The 18,377-nt window shown below is 71.5% G+C and carries 14 protein-coding genes; 12 read left to right on the plus strand and 2 right to left on the minus strand.

Annotated features, from left to right (window positions below; translation table 11 throughout):
• Positions 1-4: 4 nt before the first annotated feature.
• Both Q8R60_01000 and Q8R60_01005 read left to right on the plus strand, forming a co-directional pair.
• Positions 5-1,615, plus strand: a complete 1,611-nt coding sequence (locus Q8R60_01000; GenBank protein ID MDP3711044.1) for an acyl-CoA synthetase — start codon at positions 5-7, stop codon at positions 1,613-1,615.
• A complete protein-coding gene (locus tag Q8R60_01005) occupies positions 1,616-3,247 on the plus strand; it encodes an AMP-binding protein (GenBank protein ID MDP3711045.1) in 1,632 nt (543 codons plus the stop codon).
• Between the two features lie 135 nt (positions 3,248-3,382).
• Here Q8R60_01005 and Q8R60_01010 read toward each other — a convergent pair whose 3' ends face one another.
• A complete protein-coding gene (locus tag Q8R60_01010; GenBank protein ID MDP3711046.1) occupies positions 3,383-4,570 on the minus strand; it encodes a lipid-transfer protein in 1,188 nt (395 codons plus the stop codon).
• A 129-nt stretch (positions 4,571-4,699) separates the two neighbouring features.
• Between Q8R60_01010 and Q8R60_01015 the strand changes: the two genes are divergently transcribed.
• The 9 genes from Q8R60_01015 to Q8R60_01055 all read left to right on the plus strand — a co-directional run bounded on the left by Q8R60_01015 (position 4,700) and on the right by Q8R60_01055 (position 15,375).
• Positions 4,700-5,875 (plus strand): acyl-CoA dehydrogenase family protein, encoded by a 1,176-nt coding sequence (locus tag Q8R60_01015; protein ID MDP3711047.1) that lies wholly within the window; start codon positions 4,700-4,702, stop codon positions 5,873-5,875.
• Positions 5,876-5,888: 13 nt separating this feature from the next.
• Positions 5,889-7,007 (plus strand): acyl-CoA dehydrogenase family protein, encoded by a 1,119-nt coding sequence (locus Q8R60_01020; GenBank protein MDP3711048.1) that lies wholly within the window; start codon positions 5,889-5,891, stop codon positions 7,005-7,007.
• A 12-nt stretch (positions 7,008-7,019) separates the two neighbouring features.
• The gene (locus Q8R60_01025; GenBank protein MDP3711049.1) at positions 7,020-7,916 is read left to right on the plus strand and encodes a 3-oxoacyl-ACP reductase; all 897 of its coding nucleotides are present in this window, start codon (positions 7,020-7,022) and stop codon (positions 7,914-7,916) included.
• Positions 7,917-8,207: 291 nt separating this feature from the next.
• Positions 8,208-10,196, plus strand: a complete 1,989-nt coding sequence (locus Q8R60_01030; GenBank protein MDP3711050.1) for an ABC transporter permease — start codon at positions 8,208-8,210, stop codon at positions 10,194-10,196.
• On the plus strand, positions 10,180-10,941 hold the full coding sequence (locus Q8R60_01035) for an ABC transporter ATP-binding protein (GenBank protein MDP3711051.1): 762 nt from the start codon (positions 10,180-10,182) through the stop codon (positions 10,939-10,941). Before Q8R60_01030 ends, Q8R60_01035 begins: the two co-directional genes overlap by 17 nt.
• Positions 10,938-11,660: an ABC transporter ATP-binding protein gene (locus Q8R60_01040; protein ID MDP3711052.1), complete on the plus strand. Its 723-nt coding sequence runs from the start codon at positions 10,938-10,940 to the stop codon at positions 11,658-11,660. The genes Q8R60_01035 and Q8R60_01040 overlap by 4 nt, the downstream gene beginning before the upstream one ends.
• Before the next feature lie 44 nt (positions 11,661-11,704).
• Positions 11,705-13,192 carry a hypothetical protein gene (locus Q8R60_01045; protein MDP3711053.1) on the plus strand — a complete coding sequence of 496 codons (1,488 nt, stop codon included), beginning with the start codon at positions 11,705-11,707 and terminating at the stop codon, positions 13,190-13,192.
• On the plus strand, positions 13,189-13,797 hold the full coding sequence (locus tag Q8R60_01050) for a hypothetical protein (GenBank protein ID MDP3711054.1): 609 nt from the start codon (positions 13,189-13,191) through the stop codon (positions 13,795-13,797). Before Q8R60_01045 ends, Q8R60_01050 begins: the two co-directional genes overlap by 4 nt.
• A 42-nt stretch (positions 13,798-13,839) precedes the next feature.
• Complete coding sequence (locus tag Q8R60_01055) at positions 13,840-15,375, plus strand: ABC transporter substrate-binding protein (GenBank protein MDP3711055.1); 1,536 nt, start codon at positions 13,840-13,842, stop codon at positions 15,373-15,375.
• 57 nt (positions 15,376-15,432) lie between these two features.
• On the opposite strand, the gene Q8R60_01060 is transcribed toward Q8R60_01055, so the two are convergent.
• Complete coding sequence (locus Q8R60_01060; GenBank protein ID MDP3711056.1) at positions 15,433-16,038, minus strand: TetR family transcriptional regulator; 606 nt, start codon at positions 16,036-16,038, stop codon at positions 15,433-15,435.
• A 147-nt stretch (positions 16,039-16,185) separates the two neighbouring features.
• On the opposite strand from Q8R60_01060, the gene Q8R60_01065 reads away from it, so the two are divergent.
• Entirely contained in the window at positions 16,186-18,369 is a 2,184-nt protein-coding gene (locus Q8R60_01065; protein ID MDP3711057.1) for an acyl-CoA dehydrogenase, read from the plus strand.
• Positions 18,370-18,377: the final 8 nt, after the last annotated feature.

The raw sequence follows: 18,377 nt of genomic DNA on the forward strand, positions 1-18,377 counted from the left end.
CGACGTGCAGTTCAACCTGGCCGACATGTTCGAGCGCGTCGTCGACACGGTGCCCGACCGCGAGGCGCTCTACGCCGACGGCAGGACACTGACCTACCGCCAGCTCGACGAGCGGGCCAACCGGCTGGCCCACCACTTCCAGTCGGTCGGCATCCAGCCGGGCCAGCACGTCGGCTGCCACATGATGAACGGCACCGAGTACCTCGAGACGATGCTCGCGCTGTTCAAGATCCGCGCGGTGCCGATCAACGTGAACTTCCGCTACGTGCACGAGGAGCTGCGCTACCTCTACGAGGACGCCGACCTCGTGGGCGTGGTCTTCGACGCGGAGTTCGCCGACCGGGTCGCGGCGGTGCTGCCGCAGACCCCGAAGGTCCAGCACCTCATCGCGGTCGGACCCGCCGGCGACGTCGAGCTGCCGGCAGGCACGCTGCTCTACGACGACGTCCTCGCGGCCCAGGCGGACGACCGCAGCGGCTTCCCGGAGCGCAGCGCCGACGACCTGCTCATCATCTACACCGGCGGCACGACTGGCATGCCCAAGGGCGTCATGTGGCGCCAGGAGGACATGTTCATGGCCGGGATGGGCGGCGGCCGCCCCGCAGGGGAGCCCTTCGCGACGCCGGAGGAGGTCGCCGACAACGCGCTCGCGGGCGGGCTCGTGAGCTTCCCCGCCGCGCCGCTCATGCACGGCGCGGCTGAGCTGAGCAGCTTCATCTCGTTCTTCAGCGGCGCCAAGATCGTGCTCATCCGGAAGTTCTCCGGCCACGGGGCGCTGCAGCTCATCGAGGAGCAGAAGGCCAACATGCTCATGGTCGTCGGCGACGCCATGGCCACGCCGATCCTCGAGGCACTCGAGGAGAAGGACTACGACACGTCCTCGCTGCTGGTGCTCGGCTCCGCGGGCGCGCTGCTCAGCCAGACCACCCGCGACCGGCTGGCCGCTCGGGTCCCCAACCTCTACATCAACGACTCGTTCGGCTCGACCGAGACCGGCTACAACGGGTCGGCCAAGCCCGGCACCAACGCCAAGGACGGGCTGAAGTTCGCCATCAACGCCCGCACCACCGTCTTCGGTGATGACGACAAGCCGATCGAGCCGGGCTCGGGCAAGGTCGGGCTGGTGGGCCAGAAGGGCCACATCCCGCTCGGCTACTACAACGACCCCGAGAAGACCGCCAAGACCTTCCGGGACATCGACGGCGTGCGCTGGGTCTTCCCCGGTGACATGGCGACCGTCGAGGAGGACGGCACCATGCACTTCCTCGGTCGCGGCTCGATCTGCATCAACTCCGGCGGCGAGAAGATCTACCCGGAGGAGGTCGAGAACGCCATCAAGACCCACCCCGACCTCCAGGACGCCGTCGTCGCGGGCATCCCCGACGAGCGGTGGGGCCAGAAGGTCGCCGCGGTGCTGCAGGTGAAGGACGGTCACAAGGCGCCGACGCAGGAGGAGCTCGAGGAGCACCTCTCCTCGCAGATCGCCCGCTACAAGCTGCCGCGCTTCATCACGGTCGTCGACCTCATGCAGCGCTCCCCGTCGGGCAAGCCCGACTACACGTGGGCCACCGCGGTGCTGACCGAGGCCGCCGCGGACGCGCCCGCCGCCGTCTAGGTGGACTGGGCAGGCACCGTCGCGGAGCTCGTCCGACGGCGCGCCGACGACCCGCGTCCCGGTCTGGTCGCAGGCGACCGGAGCTGGTCGTGGTCGCAGGTCGTGGCTGAGGCCGCAGCCAGAGCAGGGTGGTACGCCGAGGACCGCGGGCGCCGCGGTGCGTCGGGCCCACCCCACGTCGGCGTGCTGCTCGACAACACCCCCGACTACGCGCTCTGGCTGACCGCCGCGGCGCTCGGGCGCTTCGTCGTCGTCGGGCTCAACGCGACCCGGCGGGCCGACGGCCTCACCGAGGACGTGCGCGCGACGGCCTGCGACCTCGTGGTCACCGACGCGGCCGGGGCCGCGCTGCTCGACGTTGCCGACCTCGGTCCCGCGCGCGTCGTCGACACAGCGGCAGCGTCGTACCCGCCCTGTGGTCTGCCTGTCGACGACGCGGAGCCCGGCGACCTGCACGTGCTGGTCTTCACCAGCGGGACGACCGGGAGCCCGAAGGCGGTGCGCTGCTCGCAGGGCAAGATCGCGTGGTCGGCGCAGGGGCTGGTGATGCGCACCGAGCTGACCGCGGACGACGTCGTCTACTGCGCCATGCCGCTGTTTCACTCCAACGCCGTCATCGCGGGGTGGGGGCCGGCGCTCGCCGTCGGGGCGACCCTTGCGCTGCCACCGCCGGAGCGGCCGCGCTTCTCGGCCTCGGGCTTCCTTCCCGACGTGCGGCGCTACGCCGCGACCTACGCCAACTACGTCGGGACGCCGCTGTCCTACGTCCTCGCGCAGCCGGCGCACGAGGACGACGCCGACAACCCGCTGCGGCTGGTCTTCGGCAACGAGGGCGCACCCGCGGACCTCGGCCGCTTCGCCGAGCGGTTCGGCTGCCGGGTCGTCGATGGCTTCGGCTCGAGCGAGGGCGGCATCAGCATCAGCCGCACCCCCGAGACGCCGGCCGGCGCGCTCGGGCTACCCAACGGCGACGTGCGGGTCCTCGACCCCGCGACCGGGAAGGCGTGCCCGGAGGCGTTGCTCGACGAGGCCGGGCGGCTGACCAACCCCGAGGCCGTCGGCGAGCTGGTCAACTGCGACGGCGCCGGGATGTTCGAGGGCTACTGGGACGCGCCCGCCGACGACGCGCACCGGCTGCGCGACGGGCGCTACTGGAGCGGCGACCTCGGCTACCGCACGGCGGACGGCTTCCTGTGGTTCGCCGGTCGCTCGGGGGACCGGCTGCGGGTCGGCGGCGAGAACTTCCCGGCCGCTCCCGTGGCACGACTGCTCGGCCAGCACCCGAGCGTCGTCGAGGTCGTCGTCTACGCCGTGCCGGACCCGACCGCCGGCGACCAGGTGATGGCCGCGGTGGTGCCCGGTGACGGCTTCGACCCGGCCGGCTTCGCCTCCTGGGCGGCCGCCCAGCCGGGGTGCGCTGCGCCGTGGGTGCCTCGCTTCCTGCGGGTCTTGTCAGAGGTGCCGCGGACACCGACCGGCAAGGTACTCACCCGGGTCCTCGCCCAGCAGCGGTGGGACGGCGAGGGCGTCTGGCTTCGCGACGGCCGCGCGCTGGAGCTCCGGCCGATGAGCGACGCCGACCGCGCGGTGCTGGCGACCGCCTTCACCGACGCCGGCCGCCCCCTCCTGTAGACCCGCCCCGCCCCGCCCCGCCCCGCCCCGCCCCGCCCCGCCCCGCCCCGCCCCCGCGTTGCGTCCTCACGCGCGAGCGCGACGTCCCCTGACTTCTGAGGACGCAAGGGCGGTGGGGTCAGGCGGGGACGGGGGTCAGGCGCTGGGGGAGCGGTAGGCGGCGACGACGACGGCACCGCCGAGGCCGATGTTGTGCTGCAGCCCGACCGTCGCGCCGGGGACCTGGCGGGCGTCGGCCTGCCCGCGCAGCTGCCACACCAGCTCGGCGCACTGCGCCACGCCGGTGGCGCCCAGCGGGTGGCCCTTGGAGATGAGGCCTCCGGAGGGGTTGACGACCCACTGGCCGCCGTGGGTCGTCGCGCCGTCCATCGCGAGCACCCCGCCCTTGCCCTCCGCGCACAGCCCGAGCGCCTCGTAGGTGAGGACCTCGTTGGCGGAGAAGCAGTCGTGCAGCTCGATGACGTCGACGTCCTCCGGCCCCAGACCGCTGGCCTCGAAGACGGCGCGTCCGGCCCTGCGCGACATCTCCGCGCCGACCAGCTCGATGTCGGAGCCCTCGAAGGTGCGCGGGGTGTCGGTGACCATCGCCATCGCGGCGATCTCGACGGCCTGGGCCCGCAGCCCGTGCTCCTCGACGAAGCGCTCCGAGACGACCACCGCGGCCGCGGCACCGTCGGAGGTCGGCGAGCACTGCAGCTTGGTGAGCGGGTCGTGGATCATCCGCGACTCCATGATCTCCGCGAGGGTGTAGCGGTCGCGGAACTGCGCGCGGGGGTTGTCGACGGAGTGCCGGTGGTTCTTCTCCGCGACGGCGGCGAACATCTCCGGCGTCGAGCCGTAGCGGTCCATGTGCTCTCGGGCGGCGTTGCCGAAGAACTGCGCCGTCACGGGCGCCTCGGCGAAGCCGCGCTGCGCGACCAGCGCGTCGATGTGGCGGTCCATCGGGTGCGGCACCGACCCGCCGGAGTGGGCGATCGGGCCCTTCTGCATCTTTTCGAAGCCGATCGCCATGACGACGTCGGAGACGCCGCCGCGGACGAACTGCTCGGCCATGAACAGCGCGGTCGAGCCGGTCGCGCAGTTGTTGTTGACGTTGTAGACGGGGATGCCGGTGAGGCCGAGCCCGTAGACGGCGCGCTGCGAGGCGGTGGAGTCACCGGCGCACCAGCCGACGGCCGCCTGCTGGACCTGGTCGTAGGAGATCCCGGCGTCGCCGAGGGCCTGCTGTCCGGCCTCGAGCACCATGTCGGGGTAGGTCCAGTCCCGCGACCCCGGCTTGACGAAGTCGGTCATCCCGACACCCACCACGAACGCGCGACCCATCAGCAGCCTCTCTCGTCGACGACCCGAGGCTAGTAGAACGCGTTGCAGTTCGGCAACCCTGGTGTGCTTGACGATGTGACCCGCACCACGTAGAACGTGTTACAACAACGTGGACCACAGAGGGACGGCATGCACCTCACCTACACCCCCGAGCAGCAGGCGCTCAAGGACGAGCTCCGCGCCTACTTCGCGCAGCTCATGACTCCGGAGACGGTCGCCGGCCTGTCCCGCGGCGAGCTCGACGGCCCGACCTACAAGCAGGTCGTGCGCCAGCTCGGCAAGGACGGCTGGCTCGGCATCTCCTGGCCGAAGGAGTACGGCGGGCAGGGCCGCAACCTACTCGACCAGTACATCTTCTTCGACGAGGCGCAGCGCGCCGCCGTGCCGGTGCCGTTCCTGACGACCAACACCGTCGGTCCGACGATCATGGCCTTCGGCACCCCCGAGCAGAAGGACTACTTCCTGCCGAAGATCCTCGCCGGGGAGCTGCACTTCTCGATCGGCTACTCCGAGCCCGGTGCCGGCACCGACCTCGCGAGCCTCACGACGACGGCGGTCCGCGACGGTGACCACTACGTCATCAACGGCCAGAAGATGTGGACGTCGCTCATCCAGCATGCCGACTGGATCTGGCTGGCCTGCCGCACCGACCCGGACGCCAAGCGCCACAAGGGCCTGTCGATGATCCTTGTCCCGACCGATGCCGAGGGCTTCAGCTGGACCCCCGTCAACACCGTAGGTGGCGGCTACACCAGCGCGACCTACTACTCCGACGTGCGCGTCCCCGTCACCAACGTCGTGCTCGGCGAGAACCGCGGCTGGGAGCTCATCACCAGCCAGCTCAACCACGAGCGGGTCAGCCTGTCGAGCGCGGGCACCGTCGAGCGCAAGCTCAACGAGGTACGCCGCTGGGCCCAGGACACGAAGCTCTCCGACGGCCGCCGCGTCATCGACCAGGAGTGGGTGCAGACCGGTCTGGCCCGCATCCACGCCAAGACGGAGTTCCTCAAGCTGCTCAACTGGAAGGTCGCCTGGTCGGTGACCACCGGCACCCTCAACGCCGCCGACGCGAGCGCCGTGAAGGTGCTCGGCAGCGAGCTCTACATCGAGGCCTACCGCACCCTCATGGAGGTGCTCGGCCAGGGCGGCACCCTCACCAAGGACTCCGCCGGGGCGATCCTCGGCGCGGACCTCGAGCGCGCGATGCGCAACACCCTCATCCTCACCTTCGGCGGCGGCACCAACGAGATCCAGCGCGACATCATCGCGATGGTCGGTCTCGGCATGCCCCGCGCACCGCGCTAAAGGACTGCGACACATGGACTTTTCCACGACCGACGACCAGCGGGCGCTCGTCGCGCTCGCCACCCAGATCCTCGGCGAGCGCGCGACCCCGAAGCGCCTGCAGCAGCTGGAGGACGACGGCACCTGGCTCGACCTCGAGCTGTGGCGCACCCTCGCCGACGCCGGCGTCGTCGGCGCGGCCCTCCCGGAGGAGCACGGCGGCTCGGGCCTCGGCCTCATCGAGCTCGTCCTGCTGCTCGAGCAGGTCGGTGCCCACGTCGCCCAGGTGCCGCTGTTCGAGACGGTCCTCACCGCGGCCCTGCCGATCGCGCGCTGGGGCACGCCCGAGCAGCAGCAGCGCGACCTGCCCGACGTCGCCGCCGGCACGGCCGTGCTCACCGCGGCCCTCAACGAGACCGGCCGCGACGACCTCACCCGCCCGCTGACCACGGCTGTCCTCGACGGCGAGACGGTGCGGCTGACGGGCACGAAGTCCGGCGTACCCCTGCTCCTGCAGGCCCGCAGGGTGCTGGTGCCCGCGTCGCTCGTCGACGGCCGCGTCGTCCTGGCCCTGCTCGACCCGACCGCCGCGGGCGTCACGTCTCGCGCGCAGACCTCGACCAACGGCCAGCCGCAGGGCGAGCTCGAGCTCGCCGACGCGGTCGCCGAGCTGCTCGTCGGCCCGGACACCGGGGCCGACGCGCTCGGCTGGCTGCTCGACCGAGCCCACGTCGGCCTCGCCGCCCTCGCGCTCGGCGTGAGCGGCCGGGCGCTGGCCATGTCGGCGACCTACACGACCGGCCGCGTGCAGTTCGGCCGGCCCATCGCGACCTTCCAGGCCGTCGGTCACCGCCTGGCCGACGCCTACGTCGACGTGGAGGGGATGCGCCTGACGACGCTGCAGGGCGCCTGGCTGCTCGACGCCGAGCTGCCCGGCCGTCAGGAGGCCCGGGTCGCGAAGTGGTGGGCCGCCGAGGGCGGTCACCGGGTCGCGCACGCCACCCAGCACGTCCACGGCGGCATGGGTGTCGACGTGGAGTACCCCCTGTCCCGCTACTTCCGCTGGTCCAAGCACCTCGAGTTCGCGCTCGGGTCGGCCCAGTCCCAGCTGCTCAGCATCGGTGCGACCCTCGCCGCCGAGCCCGTCCTCTAGAGAAGGAACCACGTGTCCGACCGCCTCTCCCTCACCGGCCGCTCCGCCCTCGTCACCGGGGCCGGAGCCGGTCTCGGCCGCGCCGAGGCCCTCGCCCTCGCCGCGACGGGTGCCGCCGTCGTGGTCAACGACTTCTCGGCCGACGCCGCCCACGCCGTGGTCGAGGAGATCACCGCGGCCGGCGGCCAGGCCGTCGCCGGCGTCGGCGACGTCTCGGACTGGTCGGTCGCCGAGGGCCTCGTGCAGACGGCAGTCAGCGAGTTCGGCCAGCTCGACGTGCTCGTCAACAACGCCGGCGTCCTGCGCGACCGCACGATCTTCAACATCAGCGAGTCCGAGTGGGACACCGTCATCGCGGTGCACCTCAAGGGCCACGCGGCGACCTCGCGCTTCGCGACCGCGCACTGGCGCGACCGCTCGAAGGCCGCCGGCGAGCCGGTCTACGCACGGGTCGTCAACACCTCCAGCGAGGCCTTCCTCTACGGCTCCGGCGGCCAGCCCAACTACGCCGCGGCCAAGTCGGGCATCACCGCGCTGACCCTGTCGATCCACAACGCCTGCGGCCGCTACGGCGTCAAGGCCAACGTCATCTGCCCGCGCGCCCGCACCGCGATGACCGCCGACGTCTTCGGGGCAGCCCCCGAGGGAGACGACGCGCTGTCGGCCGACAAGGTCGCCCCGCTGGTGGCCTACCTCGCGAGCCCGGCCGGCGAGGCGATCAGCGGCCAGGTCTTCGTGGCCTACGGCCCGATGATCGCGCTCGCGAGCGCGCCTGCGGTCGAGAAGCGCTTCGACGCGAGCGGCCCCGCCTGGACCGGTGAGGACCTCGACGGAGCGCTCGGCAGCTACTTCGCCGACCGCGACCCACAGCAGACCTTCATCGGGGGCGCGTTCTACAGCCTGTCCTGAGGGCGTCTCGGTGACCGGGATCGCCCTGCTTCGTCCCTCGACACACAGCCGCAACCGACGGAGCATGAGGTTCGATGTGACCCAGTGCACAGGAGTTTCCCGCCTGATGTCGAAGAGTCACACCAGCGGGTCCCCCCACACCCGCAGAGACGTACGACGCACGACCCGCCCGCCCCGCCTCCCTGACCCGGGGTGGGCACCCAGTGGACGACCGCAACGAGGAGAGCCCGTGCTGCCGCTCGCCCCCCCGAGCGCCACCCCGAGCCGGGGGCTGTCGCCCGTGAGTTGCCCGTGAGGCAGTTCCTGGCCTTCACGATCATCGGGCTGATCGCCGGGTCGGCCTACGCGATCGCTGCCTCCGGGCTCGTGCTGACCTACGCGACCTCCAACGTCTTCAACGTCGCCCACGGCGCGGTCGGCATGATCATGGCCTTCCTGTATTGGGAGCTCGTCGTCGCGCAAGGCCTGCCGAGCCTGCTTGGGCTGGTCCTGGTCGTGGGCGTTGCGGCGCCACTGCTCGGCTTTGTGCTCGAGCGCTTCATGATGCGCAAGCTCACGGAGGCGCCGGCCGTCATCGCGCTCGTCATGACGGTCGGGCTGCTCGTCATGCTCATCGGCGTGGCGCAGGTCGTCTGGCCGCCGGAGGGTCGCCGCGTCGACCCTTTCCTCAACGGCAGCGGCCTGGACCTGTCGGTCTACTTCGTCACGGCGCAGGACATCATCACCTTCGTGGTCGGCCTGCTGACGGCGCTCGGCCTGTTCCTGCTGCTGAGCCGCACGCGCACCGGCACGGCCATGCGCGCCGTCGTCGACAACCGCGAGCTGCTGGCGCTGCACGGTGCCCGCCCCAACCTGCTCGGCGGCATCTCCTGGGCAATCGGCTGCTCGTTGGCCGCGCTGGCCGGCATCCTGCTCGTCCCGACCTTGCGGCTGGACTACCTCAACCTCACGCTGCTCGTCATCGCTGCCTACGCCGCGGCGATGGTCGGCAGGTTGAAGAACCTCCCGCGCACCTTCGTCGGGGCGCTGGTGCTCGGCCTGATGACGTCCTACGCCCAGTGGATCGTCGGCAACATCCCCCCTGACCTCGACCAGAGGCTCGGTGGCCTCATCCAGGGGACGCGCATCGCGCTGCCGACCATCTTCCTGCTCGCGGTCATGCTGCTGCTGCCGCAGGACAAGCTGCGGGTCGGGCGCGTGTCGGGCACGGTGCTTCCGCCGCTGCCGTCCTGGGCGAAGACGCTGGCTTTCTCCGTGGTCTTCCTGGTCGGCACCTACTTGGTGACCGGGTTGATGGCGGAGTCGACCGTGGCGCGCTACGGCCAGGCGCTGTGCTTCCCGCTGATCATGCTGAGCCTGGTGCTGCTGGTCGGCTACGGCGGTGACGTGTCGCTGTGCCAGCTGTCCTTCGTCGGCGTCGGTGCGCTCGTCGTCGGCGGCAGGCTGCTGCCCTTCCTCGAGGCCGAGCTGTCGCTGCTGACGCTCGTCGTCGCCTTCTTCGCGACCGCGCTGCTCGGCGCGATCGTGGCGCTGCCAGCACTGCGGCTGCGCGGTCTGTACCTCGGGCTGGCGACCCTCGGCGTGGCCAGCGCGCTCGACTCCATGCTCTTCCAGACCAAGTTCGGCTTCGGCGCCGGCGGTGGCTCCTTCACCCTGGAGCGCACGCAAGTGGACCTGTTCGGGATCGACCTCACCGGCGAGCGCGCCATGACGATGGCCGTGGCGGTCACCTTCGTGCTCACCGCGCTCGTGGTCCTCGGCGTTCGGCGCTCGAAGTACGGCCGCATCCTGCTCGCAGCGCGCGACAGCGAGGCGGCCTGCGCGACTCTCGGCTACAACACCAGGGCGGTCCGGGTCGCGGTCTTCGCCCTCAGCGCCGGTCTCGCCGGTGTCGCGGGCGCGCTCTACACCGGCATGAACGTCTCGGTGAGCACCGCGGACTTCCTGTTCTTCAACAGCCTGCCGCTGCTGCTGTTCGCCGTGGTCGGAGGCGTCACCAGCGTGACCGGCGTCTTCATCGGCGGCATGACCTACCAGTTCGTCATCCCCACGGTGGCCGGTGAGTCACCCACGATCATCGGTCTGACCTACGTGCTGCTGTTCGCGGCCATCCTCAGCCTGGGGGGCAACCCCAACGGCGTCGCCAACGTGTTGTTCAACCTCCCCAGGAGGCTGTTCGGTCGCGGGCCTGCCGCGCCGGTCAGCGGCAACGCCCCTGCCAGCCCGCCGGTGCCGACCACCGCGCCCGCCCGCGAGGAGGTGGCTGTCGGTGCTTCTTGAGGTCGAGTCGGTCCAGGTCCGCTTCGGCGGCGTCGTCGCGGTCGCCGACGCCAGCTTCGGCGTCGAGGAGGGCTGCGCCGTCGGGCTGATGGGTCCCAACGGCGCCGGCAAGACGACGCTGTTCAACGTCATCACGGGGCTGCAGACGCCGACGAGCGGCCGGGTCCGCTTCGAGGGCAAGGACATCACCGACATCGCCCCGCGGAAGCGGGCGCAGCTCGGCATCGGCCGCACCTTCCAGCGACTGGAGGTCTTCGGGTCGCTGTCGGTCGGCGACAACATCCGGGTGGCGGCGGAGATGCGGGGCATCGCGGAGCCCACCCGGGTCCGCGACGAGCTGCTCGAGCGGGTCGGCCTGCGCGCCTTCGCCGACGTCACCGCGGACTCCGTCCCGACCGGCATCGCGAGGCTCACCGAGCTGGCCCGTGCCCTTGCCTGTGACCCGCGCGTGCTGCTGCTCGACGAGCCCTCGTCCGGACTGTCCGACGACGAGACCGAGGACTTCAAGGCCCTGGTGCGCTCGCTCACTGTCGACGACGGCCGCTCCGTGCTCATCGTCGAGCACGATGTCGAGCTCGTCATGGCGCTGTGCTCGACGATCCACGTGCTCGACTTCGGGCAGATCATCGCCACTGGCCCCCCGCAGGCCATCGCGAGCGACAAGCGCGTCCAGGACGCCTACCTCGGTGCCGACGACGAGGCAGCCGCGGTCGTCGAAGGCGCGCTGGCGGAGGTTCCGGCATGACCGACACGACGGCACCGCACGCACTCGAGCTGATCGGTGTCACGGCCGCCTACGGCCGCATCGAGGTCCTGCACGGGGTTGACCTCGTCGTGCCGCGGGGCTCGGTCGTGGCCCTCCTCGGCCCGAACGGCGCGGGCAAGACCACCACGCTGAGGGTCGCCAGCGGCCAGATGGAGGCCACCGCCGGTCACGTGCACCTCTCCGGTCACCACCTCAACGGCGCCGACCCCGACCGGCTCGCCCGAGCCGGGCTGTGCACCGTGCCCGAGGGTCGCGGGATCTTCCCCAACCTCAGCGTCGACGAGAACATCCGGCTGTTCGCCTACACCGCGACCGCGTCGGAGCAGGATGTCCGCGAGCGGACCTTCGACCAGTTCCCCCGGTTGCGGGAGCGCCGCACCCAGCTGGCCGGTCGGCTCTCCGGCGGCGAGCAGCAGATGCTGGCCATGGCCCGCGCCCTGTCGACCGACCCCGCACTGCTCATGCTCGACGAGCTCTCGATGGGCCTCGCCCCCCTGATCGTCGGCCAGCTCTACGAGCTCGTCGGAGAGATCGCGGCGACGGGCGTGAGCGTCCTGGTCGTCGAGCAGTTCGCCCGCAGGGCGCTCGCGGTCGCGGACTACGCGGTTGTCATGGTCGGCGGCCGCATCACGGCCGTCGGCGAACCCAAGGACGTCGAAGCAGAGCTCTCGGCCGCCTATCTAGGAGGAGCAGCATGATGTCACGTCGCATGCCATCACGGCGCCGTGCGTCGCTCGGCGCCATGGTCACCGGACTCGCGGTGGCGGCCTCGGTGCCCGTGCTCTCCGGGCCGGTCACCGCAGCCGAACCGCGCACCGAGAGCGACCTCGGCGGCTTCTTCGCCGAGGCCGAGGGCGCGCCCCTTCGCGTCCTGGTCGACGATCCGGCCATACCGATCCCGCGCAGCCCCGGCGCCGCCATCGCCGAGGCCGACCTCTCCTACACGCTGTCCAGCTTCAACACCGGTCCGACCGGTCGGGCTCTCGCCAGCACGTTGTGGCCGGGCAACCTGTTGGGCACCGGCCTGGGCGCCCTCACCGAGGGGCAGGCGAGCTACCCCCTGGCCGCCACCGCGGCCTATCCAGGTGGCCCGTTCGAGGCCGATAACAGCGACGCGCAGGCCATCACCATGAAGAGCCAGGCGCAGGGCCTCGACGTGTCGGCCCGAGCGGCCACCCTTGCCCCTGAGCCGTCCGTGGCGCTCTCGGTGGGCAACGCCGAGTCGACCTCCTCGCTGACCATCGTGAAGGATCCCAAGAGCAAGGACGCCGTCAAGGACGTCAGCGTCGCGAAGGTCGTCTCCACGGTCAGCGACGTGACCATCCTCGGGATGCTCAAGATCGAATCGGTCGTGACCACGCTGGAGGCACGCAGCGACGCCCTCGTCGGCAGCTCGAGCGGTGGCACCAGGGTGAGCGGCCTGTCGTTCCTGGGCCAGGGCCTCGTCATCGACAACGAGGGCGTCAAGCCCAGCGGCGGGTCGGCCACCCCCATCCCGGGCTTGCCCGGCGACGCGACGGCGCTGATGGAGATGCTCGGATTCACCATCGAGCCGCCGGTCATCAGCGACACCGACGCCGGGGTGCAGGGTGCCCGGGCCGCCCGCGGTCTGACCGTCACCGTCGACACGGTGCTGGCCCGCCAGACGCTGTCGATGTTCCCGCAGCTCAACGACGCCCTCGGCTCCGTCTTCGGCAGCGTGCCGGACCTCCCAGGAGCACCGGTGCAGCCACGGGGCCCGCTGTTCTACACGCTGTCCGCGCAACCGAAGATCACCTACGTCATCGGTGATGCTCGCGTCACGTCGAGCGCTAGCCTGCCGCTGACGGTCGACTTCCCCGAGTTCCCGTCGTTCCCCGTGTTCCCCGGTGACCCGGGCACCCCCGGCAGCCCTGGTACGCCGGGCTCCCCGCCGCTCGCTGGAGCGGTGGACCCCGGTGTCACGACCCCCGTCGCCCCTGGTGTCCCGCCTGCCGTCGCCGGGCCGGGTCAGGTGCCGACGACCCTCGCCGCGTCGACCGACGTGCCTGACCCCTTCAAGGGGGTCGGACCGATGGTGGTCCTCGCCGGACTGGCGCTCGCCGGCTTCGGGGCAAGGGGTCTGCTCGGCGTGCAGGCCGCTGCTCTCGGCGGCGGTGTCATCGGCGGCCCCGGGTGCGCGCTGGGCGCCCCTGCTGACCTCCCGGACCTGCGCGACACCCCACCGACCACCAGTGAGGAACCCCGATGACCCCCGCCCGGCCCGCACCCTCGTCGATCTCGACGCCAGTGACCGTCAGCGACCCATTCGCGACGGCGGCCCCGCGGACGTCGGTGCGTGACCGGCTGCGCGTCCCGGACCAGGCCATGGCTGCCGCCGCCGCCCTGCTGCTGCCGCTCGGGCTGGTCCTCGTCATGCTGTCCTGGTGGGGAGCGGCGCGCACGCCGTACCTGTTCGAGCAGCTCCCCTACCTCATCTCGGGAGGTCTGCTCGGGCTCGGCCTGGTGATCACCGGTGGGTTCGTGCTCTTCGGCTCGTGGATCGTCCGGACCTCGCGGGAGCAGCAGGCGCTCAGTCTGGAGCTGCTCGAGGCCGTGCGCTCGGTGCGTGATGAGATCGCCGGCCTGCCCGCCATGCCGGTCGGCGCGTCGAAGGCCGGGGGGACCCGCAAGCGCGGCCTCAACGGCAGCGCCAACGCCTCTGGTCTCGTGGCCACGGTGAACGGCTCGATGCTCCACCGGCCCGACTGCGTCATCGTGTTGCAGCGTGAGGACGTCCACGCCGTCACCAGCAAGGAAGCGGACGGCCTGACGTCCTGCCGGTTGTGCGACCCGCTGCGCGCAGCTTCCGTCTGACCCCGCCTCACTCCCCAGCAGCTGATCCAGGAGACACCCATCATGCGTCAGAACCACCGCCCGTCGCGCGCGCTCGTCGTCGTGCTCGCGGTCTCGAGCCTGCTCACCTCTGCCTGCGGAGCCCGCCTCACCGACGACCAGCGCGCCCAGGCTCTGGCCCAGACCGGAGGAACGTCCGGCGGCGCGGGTGCGGTCACCTCCGGCGGAGACACCACGGGCACCACGGGTGTCACCGACACGACGGGGACCACCGGGACGACCGGTGCGGGCACGTCCGGGTCGAGCGCGACGGGCTCGACCGGGTCCAGTGGCACCTCCGGCACCAGTGGGACCAGTGGGACCAGCGGGACCACGGGCTCCGGGGCCATCACCGACACCCGGCCGCTGCCGCCGGGTGGCAACGGCGGTGCCACCGACAAGGGCATCACCGGCGACACCATCACCATCGCGAACATCAGCGACGTGAGCGGCGCAGTCCCCGGCATCTTCGAGGACGCCCAGCTCGCGGTGAAGGCTTACTTCGCCTATTTCAACGCCCGCGAGAAGACCATCTACGGCCGCAAGATCAAGCTGCTCTCGCTCGACTCCCGCCTCGATGCGGGCGGCAACCGCGAGCAGAGCATCAAGGCATGCAACGAGGCCTTCGCCGGCGTGGGATCTATCTCAGCCTTCGACCAGGGCGGCGCCCCGGTCATCCGCGACTGCGGACTCGCCGACATCCGCGGCATCGCCACCACGGAGCAGATGAAGGCGGTCCCCAACGCCTTCCCGATCAACGCGGCCGGCACCGGTGGCAAGCGGTCACTCGGGACCTTCGGCTGGGCTGCCGAGCGATTCCCGGACGCGATCAAGAAGGCCGCCTACATCTACATCGACGGCGAGGTCACGCGCCAGCAGGTGCAGCAGGACGTCGAGGCCGCCGAGGCGCTGCTCGGGTTCGACTTCATTTCGACGCCAGCCGTGGGCATCACCGAGACCAACTACGGCCCGGTGGTCCAGCAGCTGAAGAGCGATGGCGCCGAGTACGTCACCTTCACCGGCGCTTACCAGCAGGCCGCCTCGTTCGCGACGGAGTTCCAACGGCAGAACTACAAGCCGGCTGTCTACCAGCCGACGGTGACCGCCTACACCCCGGACTTCATCAAGCAGGCGGGTGACGCGGCCGAGGGCACGTTCGTCGCCGTCACAGGGTCGCTCAACGAGGAGACCGACATCAATCCGGAGCTGAAGCTCTACGCGCAGTGGCTCAACCAGGTGAAGCCCGGCGCGGTCCCGACCGGCCTCGGCCAGTTCTCGTGGGGGGCGGCACGGTTGTTCGTCGAGAAGATGAAGGACATCGGTCCCAAGCCGACCCGCAAGTTGCTGCTCGCCGAGATCGCCAAGGTGAAGAGGTACGACGGCGGCGGGCTCTTCGGCCCGCAGGACGTCGGCGGCCGCCAGCTCGGCAGCTGCACGAAGATCACGCGCGTGCAGGGCGGCAAGTTCGTCCGCGTCGAGCCGACGGCCAAGGGCTCCCAGCGCTGCAAGGACCAGGTCTACAACCTCAAGACCAAGCAAGGTGAGCCGGCCGTCAACTGAGGTCTGCAGCGCGACGCACGGAGGGCCGCTCTCCCCACAGGGTCGCGGCCCTCCGCGTCAGTTCAGCACGATGTCGATCGCCCGCTCGATGTCGGCCCACACCTGGTCGGCGTCGATGCGCCCGCCCAGCCAGGCGATCTGACGGGCGAACCAGACGTCCTGGAGGATCCCGCTGCGCGCGAGGTCCTCGTCCGCCACGTCACCGCCGGGGTGCATGGCGGAGGTGATGAGATCGCCCATGCTGGAGCGGATCCCGGTGACCTCGCCGGCGACCGAGGAGTCCGCGGCCATCATTGCCCGGATCATCGCCTCGGTGAGGTTGGGGTCCTTCTGCAGCGAACGGGTGGTGCGCTCGAGGACGTAGGCGACGCGGTCGCGCGGGGTCTCGCCGGGGATGGTGCGGCGCTGCATCCGACTGCTCATCGTGTCGAGCTCGTGGGCCATCGCGGAGACGAGCAGGTGCACCTTGGAGGGGAAGTAGCGGTACAGCGTCCCGAGGGCGACCTCGCTGCGCTCCGCCACCTCGCGCATCTGCACGGCTTCGTAACCACCGCGGCTGGCGAGGGCGAGGGTGGCCTGGATGATGCGTGCGCGACGGGCACGCTGCGCCGACGTCTCGCTCTCGACGAGGGGTGCGCCCGCCCCGGCAACTGCTCCGACCACGACGACATCCTTCCAGAAGGTGGCGCAAAGTAGCACCGGTTCTACCCGTTCGGTGACCGAGACATCCCTCACCGCGCAGGTTGCGCTGGTGCTACAACTGCAACGTGTTCTAGTATCCGCGCACCACCTGGCAGGAGGCAAGGGCGCATGGCGATCGGTGTGAGCGAGGACCACGAGGCGCTGGCTGCGGCCGTGCGGGGCTGGGCCCAGCGGGCAGGGCTTCGCGACAGTGCGCGCGACGCGCTCGAGGGACCGGAGCAGCGGCCCGGGTGGTGGACCGGCCTCGCCGACCAGGGCCTGCTCGGCCTGCACGTGCCCGAGGAGCTCGGCGGCTCGGGTGCCGGCGTGCTCGAGCTGGCTGTCGTGATCGAGGAGCTCGCCCGCGAGCTCGCCCACGGGCCGTCGCTGCCGACCGCCCTCGCCAGCACCGTGCTCGCCCAGGTCGGCGGCACCGCGGGCAAGGAGCTGCTGCCCGGGCTCGCCGACGGCTCGCTGACCGGGGCGGTGGCGCTGTCGACGGGCAGCCTCACCGCGACCAGCAGCGCCGAGGGCGTCACGGTCACCGGCACGGTGCGCCCGGTGCTCGGCGGGGCGCTCGCCGACGTGCTCCTCCTCGGTGCAGAGGGCCCCGACGGCGAGACGTGGTTCGTCGTCGACGCGGGAGCGCTCACCGTCACCCCTCTCGCGGGGCTCGACGGCACCCGCCGACCCGCCGAGGTCTCGCTCGAGGCCGTCGCCGTCCCCGCCGACCGGGTCCTCGCCGGGCTCGGCACCGAGCGGGTCCGCACCGTCGTCGGGGTCCTCGTCGCCGCCGAGCTGACCGGCCTCGCCGGCTGGGCGCTCGACACGGCGACCGCCTACGCCCGCACCCGCGAGCAGTTCGGCAAGCCGATCGGCGCCTTCCAGGCGGTCAAGCACATGTGCGCCGACATGCTCGTGCGCGCCGAGCAGGCACGGGCCGCGACGTGGGACGCCGCGCGGGCGCTCGACGAGCAGGCCGGCCCGGAGCAGGCGCTGGCCGCCTCGATCGCGGTGGCGACCGCTCTCGAGGCGGGCGTCACCAACGCCAAGACCGCGCTGCAGGTGCTCGGTGGTATCGGCTACACCTGGGAGCACGACGCCCACGTCGTCCTCAAGCGGGCGCTGTCGCTGCGGGCCCTGCTCGGTGACCCGTCGGTCTGGCGGGCCCGCGCGGCGGACCTGGCGCTGGCCGGCACCCGGCGCGCGCTCGTCCTCGACCTCGGTGACGACCAGACCGCGCTGCGCGAGGAGCTGCGGGGCTTCCTGTCCTCGCTGCCCGCCGACGGCCCCGAGCGCAAGGCCGCGATCGCCGACGCCGGCTGGCTGGTGCCGCACTGGCCGGCGCCCTGGGGCCGCAATGCCTCCGCCGTCGAGCAGCTCGTCATCGACGAGGAGTTCGCAGCGGCGAAGGTGCGCCGCCACGACCTCATCATCGGCGGCTGGGCCGCGCCGACGATCGTCGCCCACGGCACCCCGGAGCAGCAGGAGCGCTTCGTGCGCCCGACCCTGCACGGCGACGTCGTGTGGTGCCAGATGTTCTCCGAGCCGGGCGCCGGCTCCGACCTCGCCGGCCTGACGACCAAGGCCGAGAAGGTCGAGGGCGGCTGGCGCATCAACGGCCAGAAGGTCTGGACCTCGATGGCCGACAAGGCCGACTGGGCGATCCTGCTGGCCCGCACCAGCGGCACCGGCAAGGGCCCCGAGCGACACAAGGGCATCACCTACTTCCTGCTGGACATGAAGACGACCGGCGTCGACGTGCGGCCGCTGCGCGAGCTCACCGGGGAGGCAGCCTTCAACGAGGTCTTCCTCGACGACGTGCTCGTCCCCGACGACTGCGTCGTGGGCGAGGTCGACCGCGGCTGGCCGCTCGCCCGCACGACGCTCGCCAACGAGCGGGTCGCGATGAGCAGCGGCTCGGCCTTCGGTCGCGGCGTCGAGGACGTGCTCGCCGACGTCGGCCGACTGCCGTCGGTGGACCCGCTGCTGAAGGACCGGGTCGGGCACCTCGTCTGCGAGGCCCACGGTCAGGCGCTGCTGGCCTTCCGCACGACGCTGCGGCAGCTGTCCGGTGCCGAGCCGGGCCCGGCCTCCAGCGTCCGCAAGCTGGTCGGCATGCGCCACCAGCAGGACGCCGCCGAGCTGCGCTTCGAGCTGATCGGCACCGAGGGCGTCACGACCGAGGGCGACGCCAAGCAGCTCGCCCGCACCATGCTCAACACCCGCTGCCTGACGATCGCAGGCGGCACCAGCGAGGTCCTGCGCAACGTCGTCGGGGAGCGCATCCTCGGCCTGCCCCGGGAGACCTGATGGCGGAC

The sequence above is a fragment of the Mycobacteriales bacterium genome, assembly GCA_030697205.1.
In the GTDB taxonomy this organism is placed as follows: Bacteria; Actinomycetota; Actinomycetes; order Mycobacteriales; family SCTD01; genus JAUYQP01.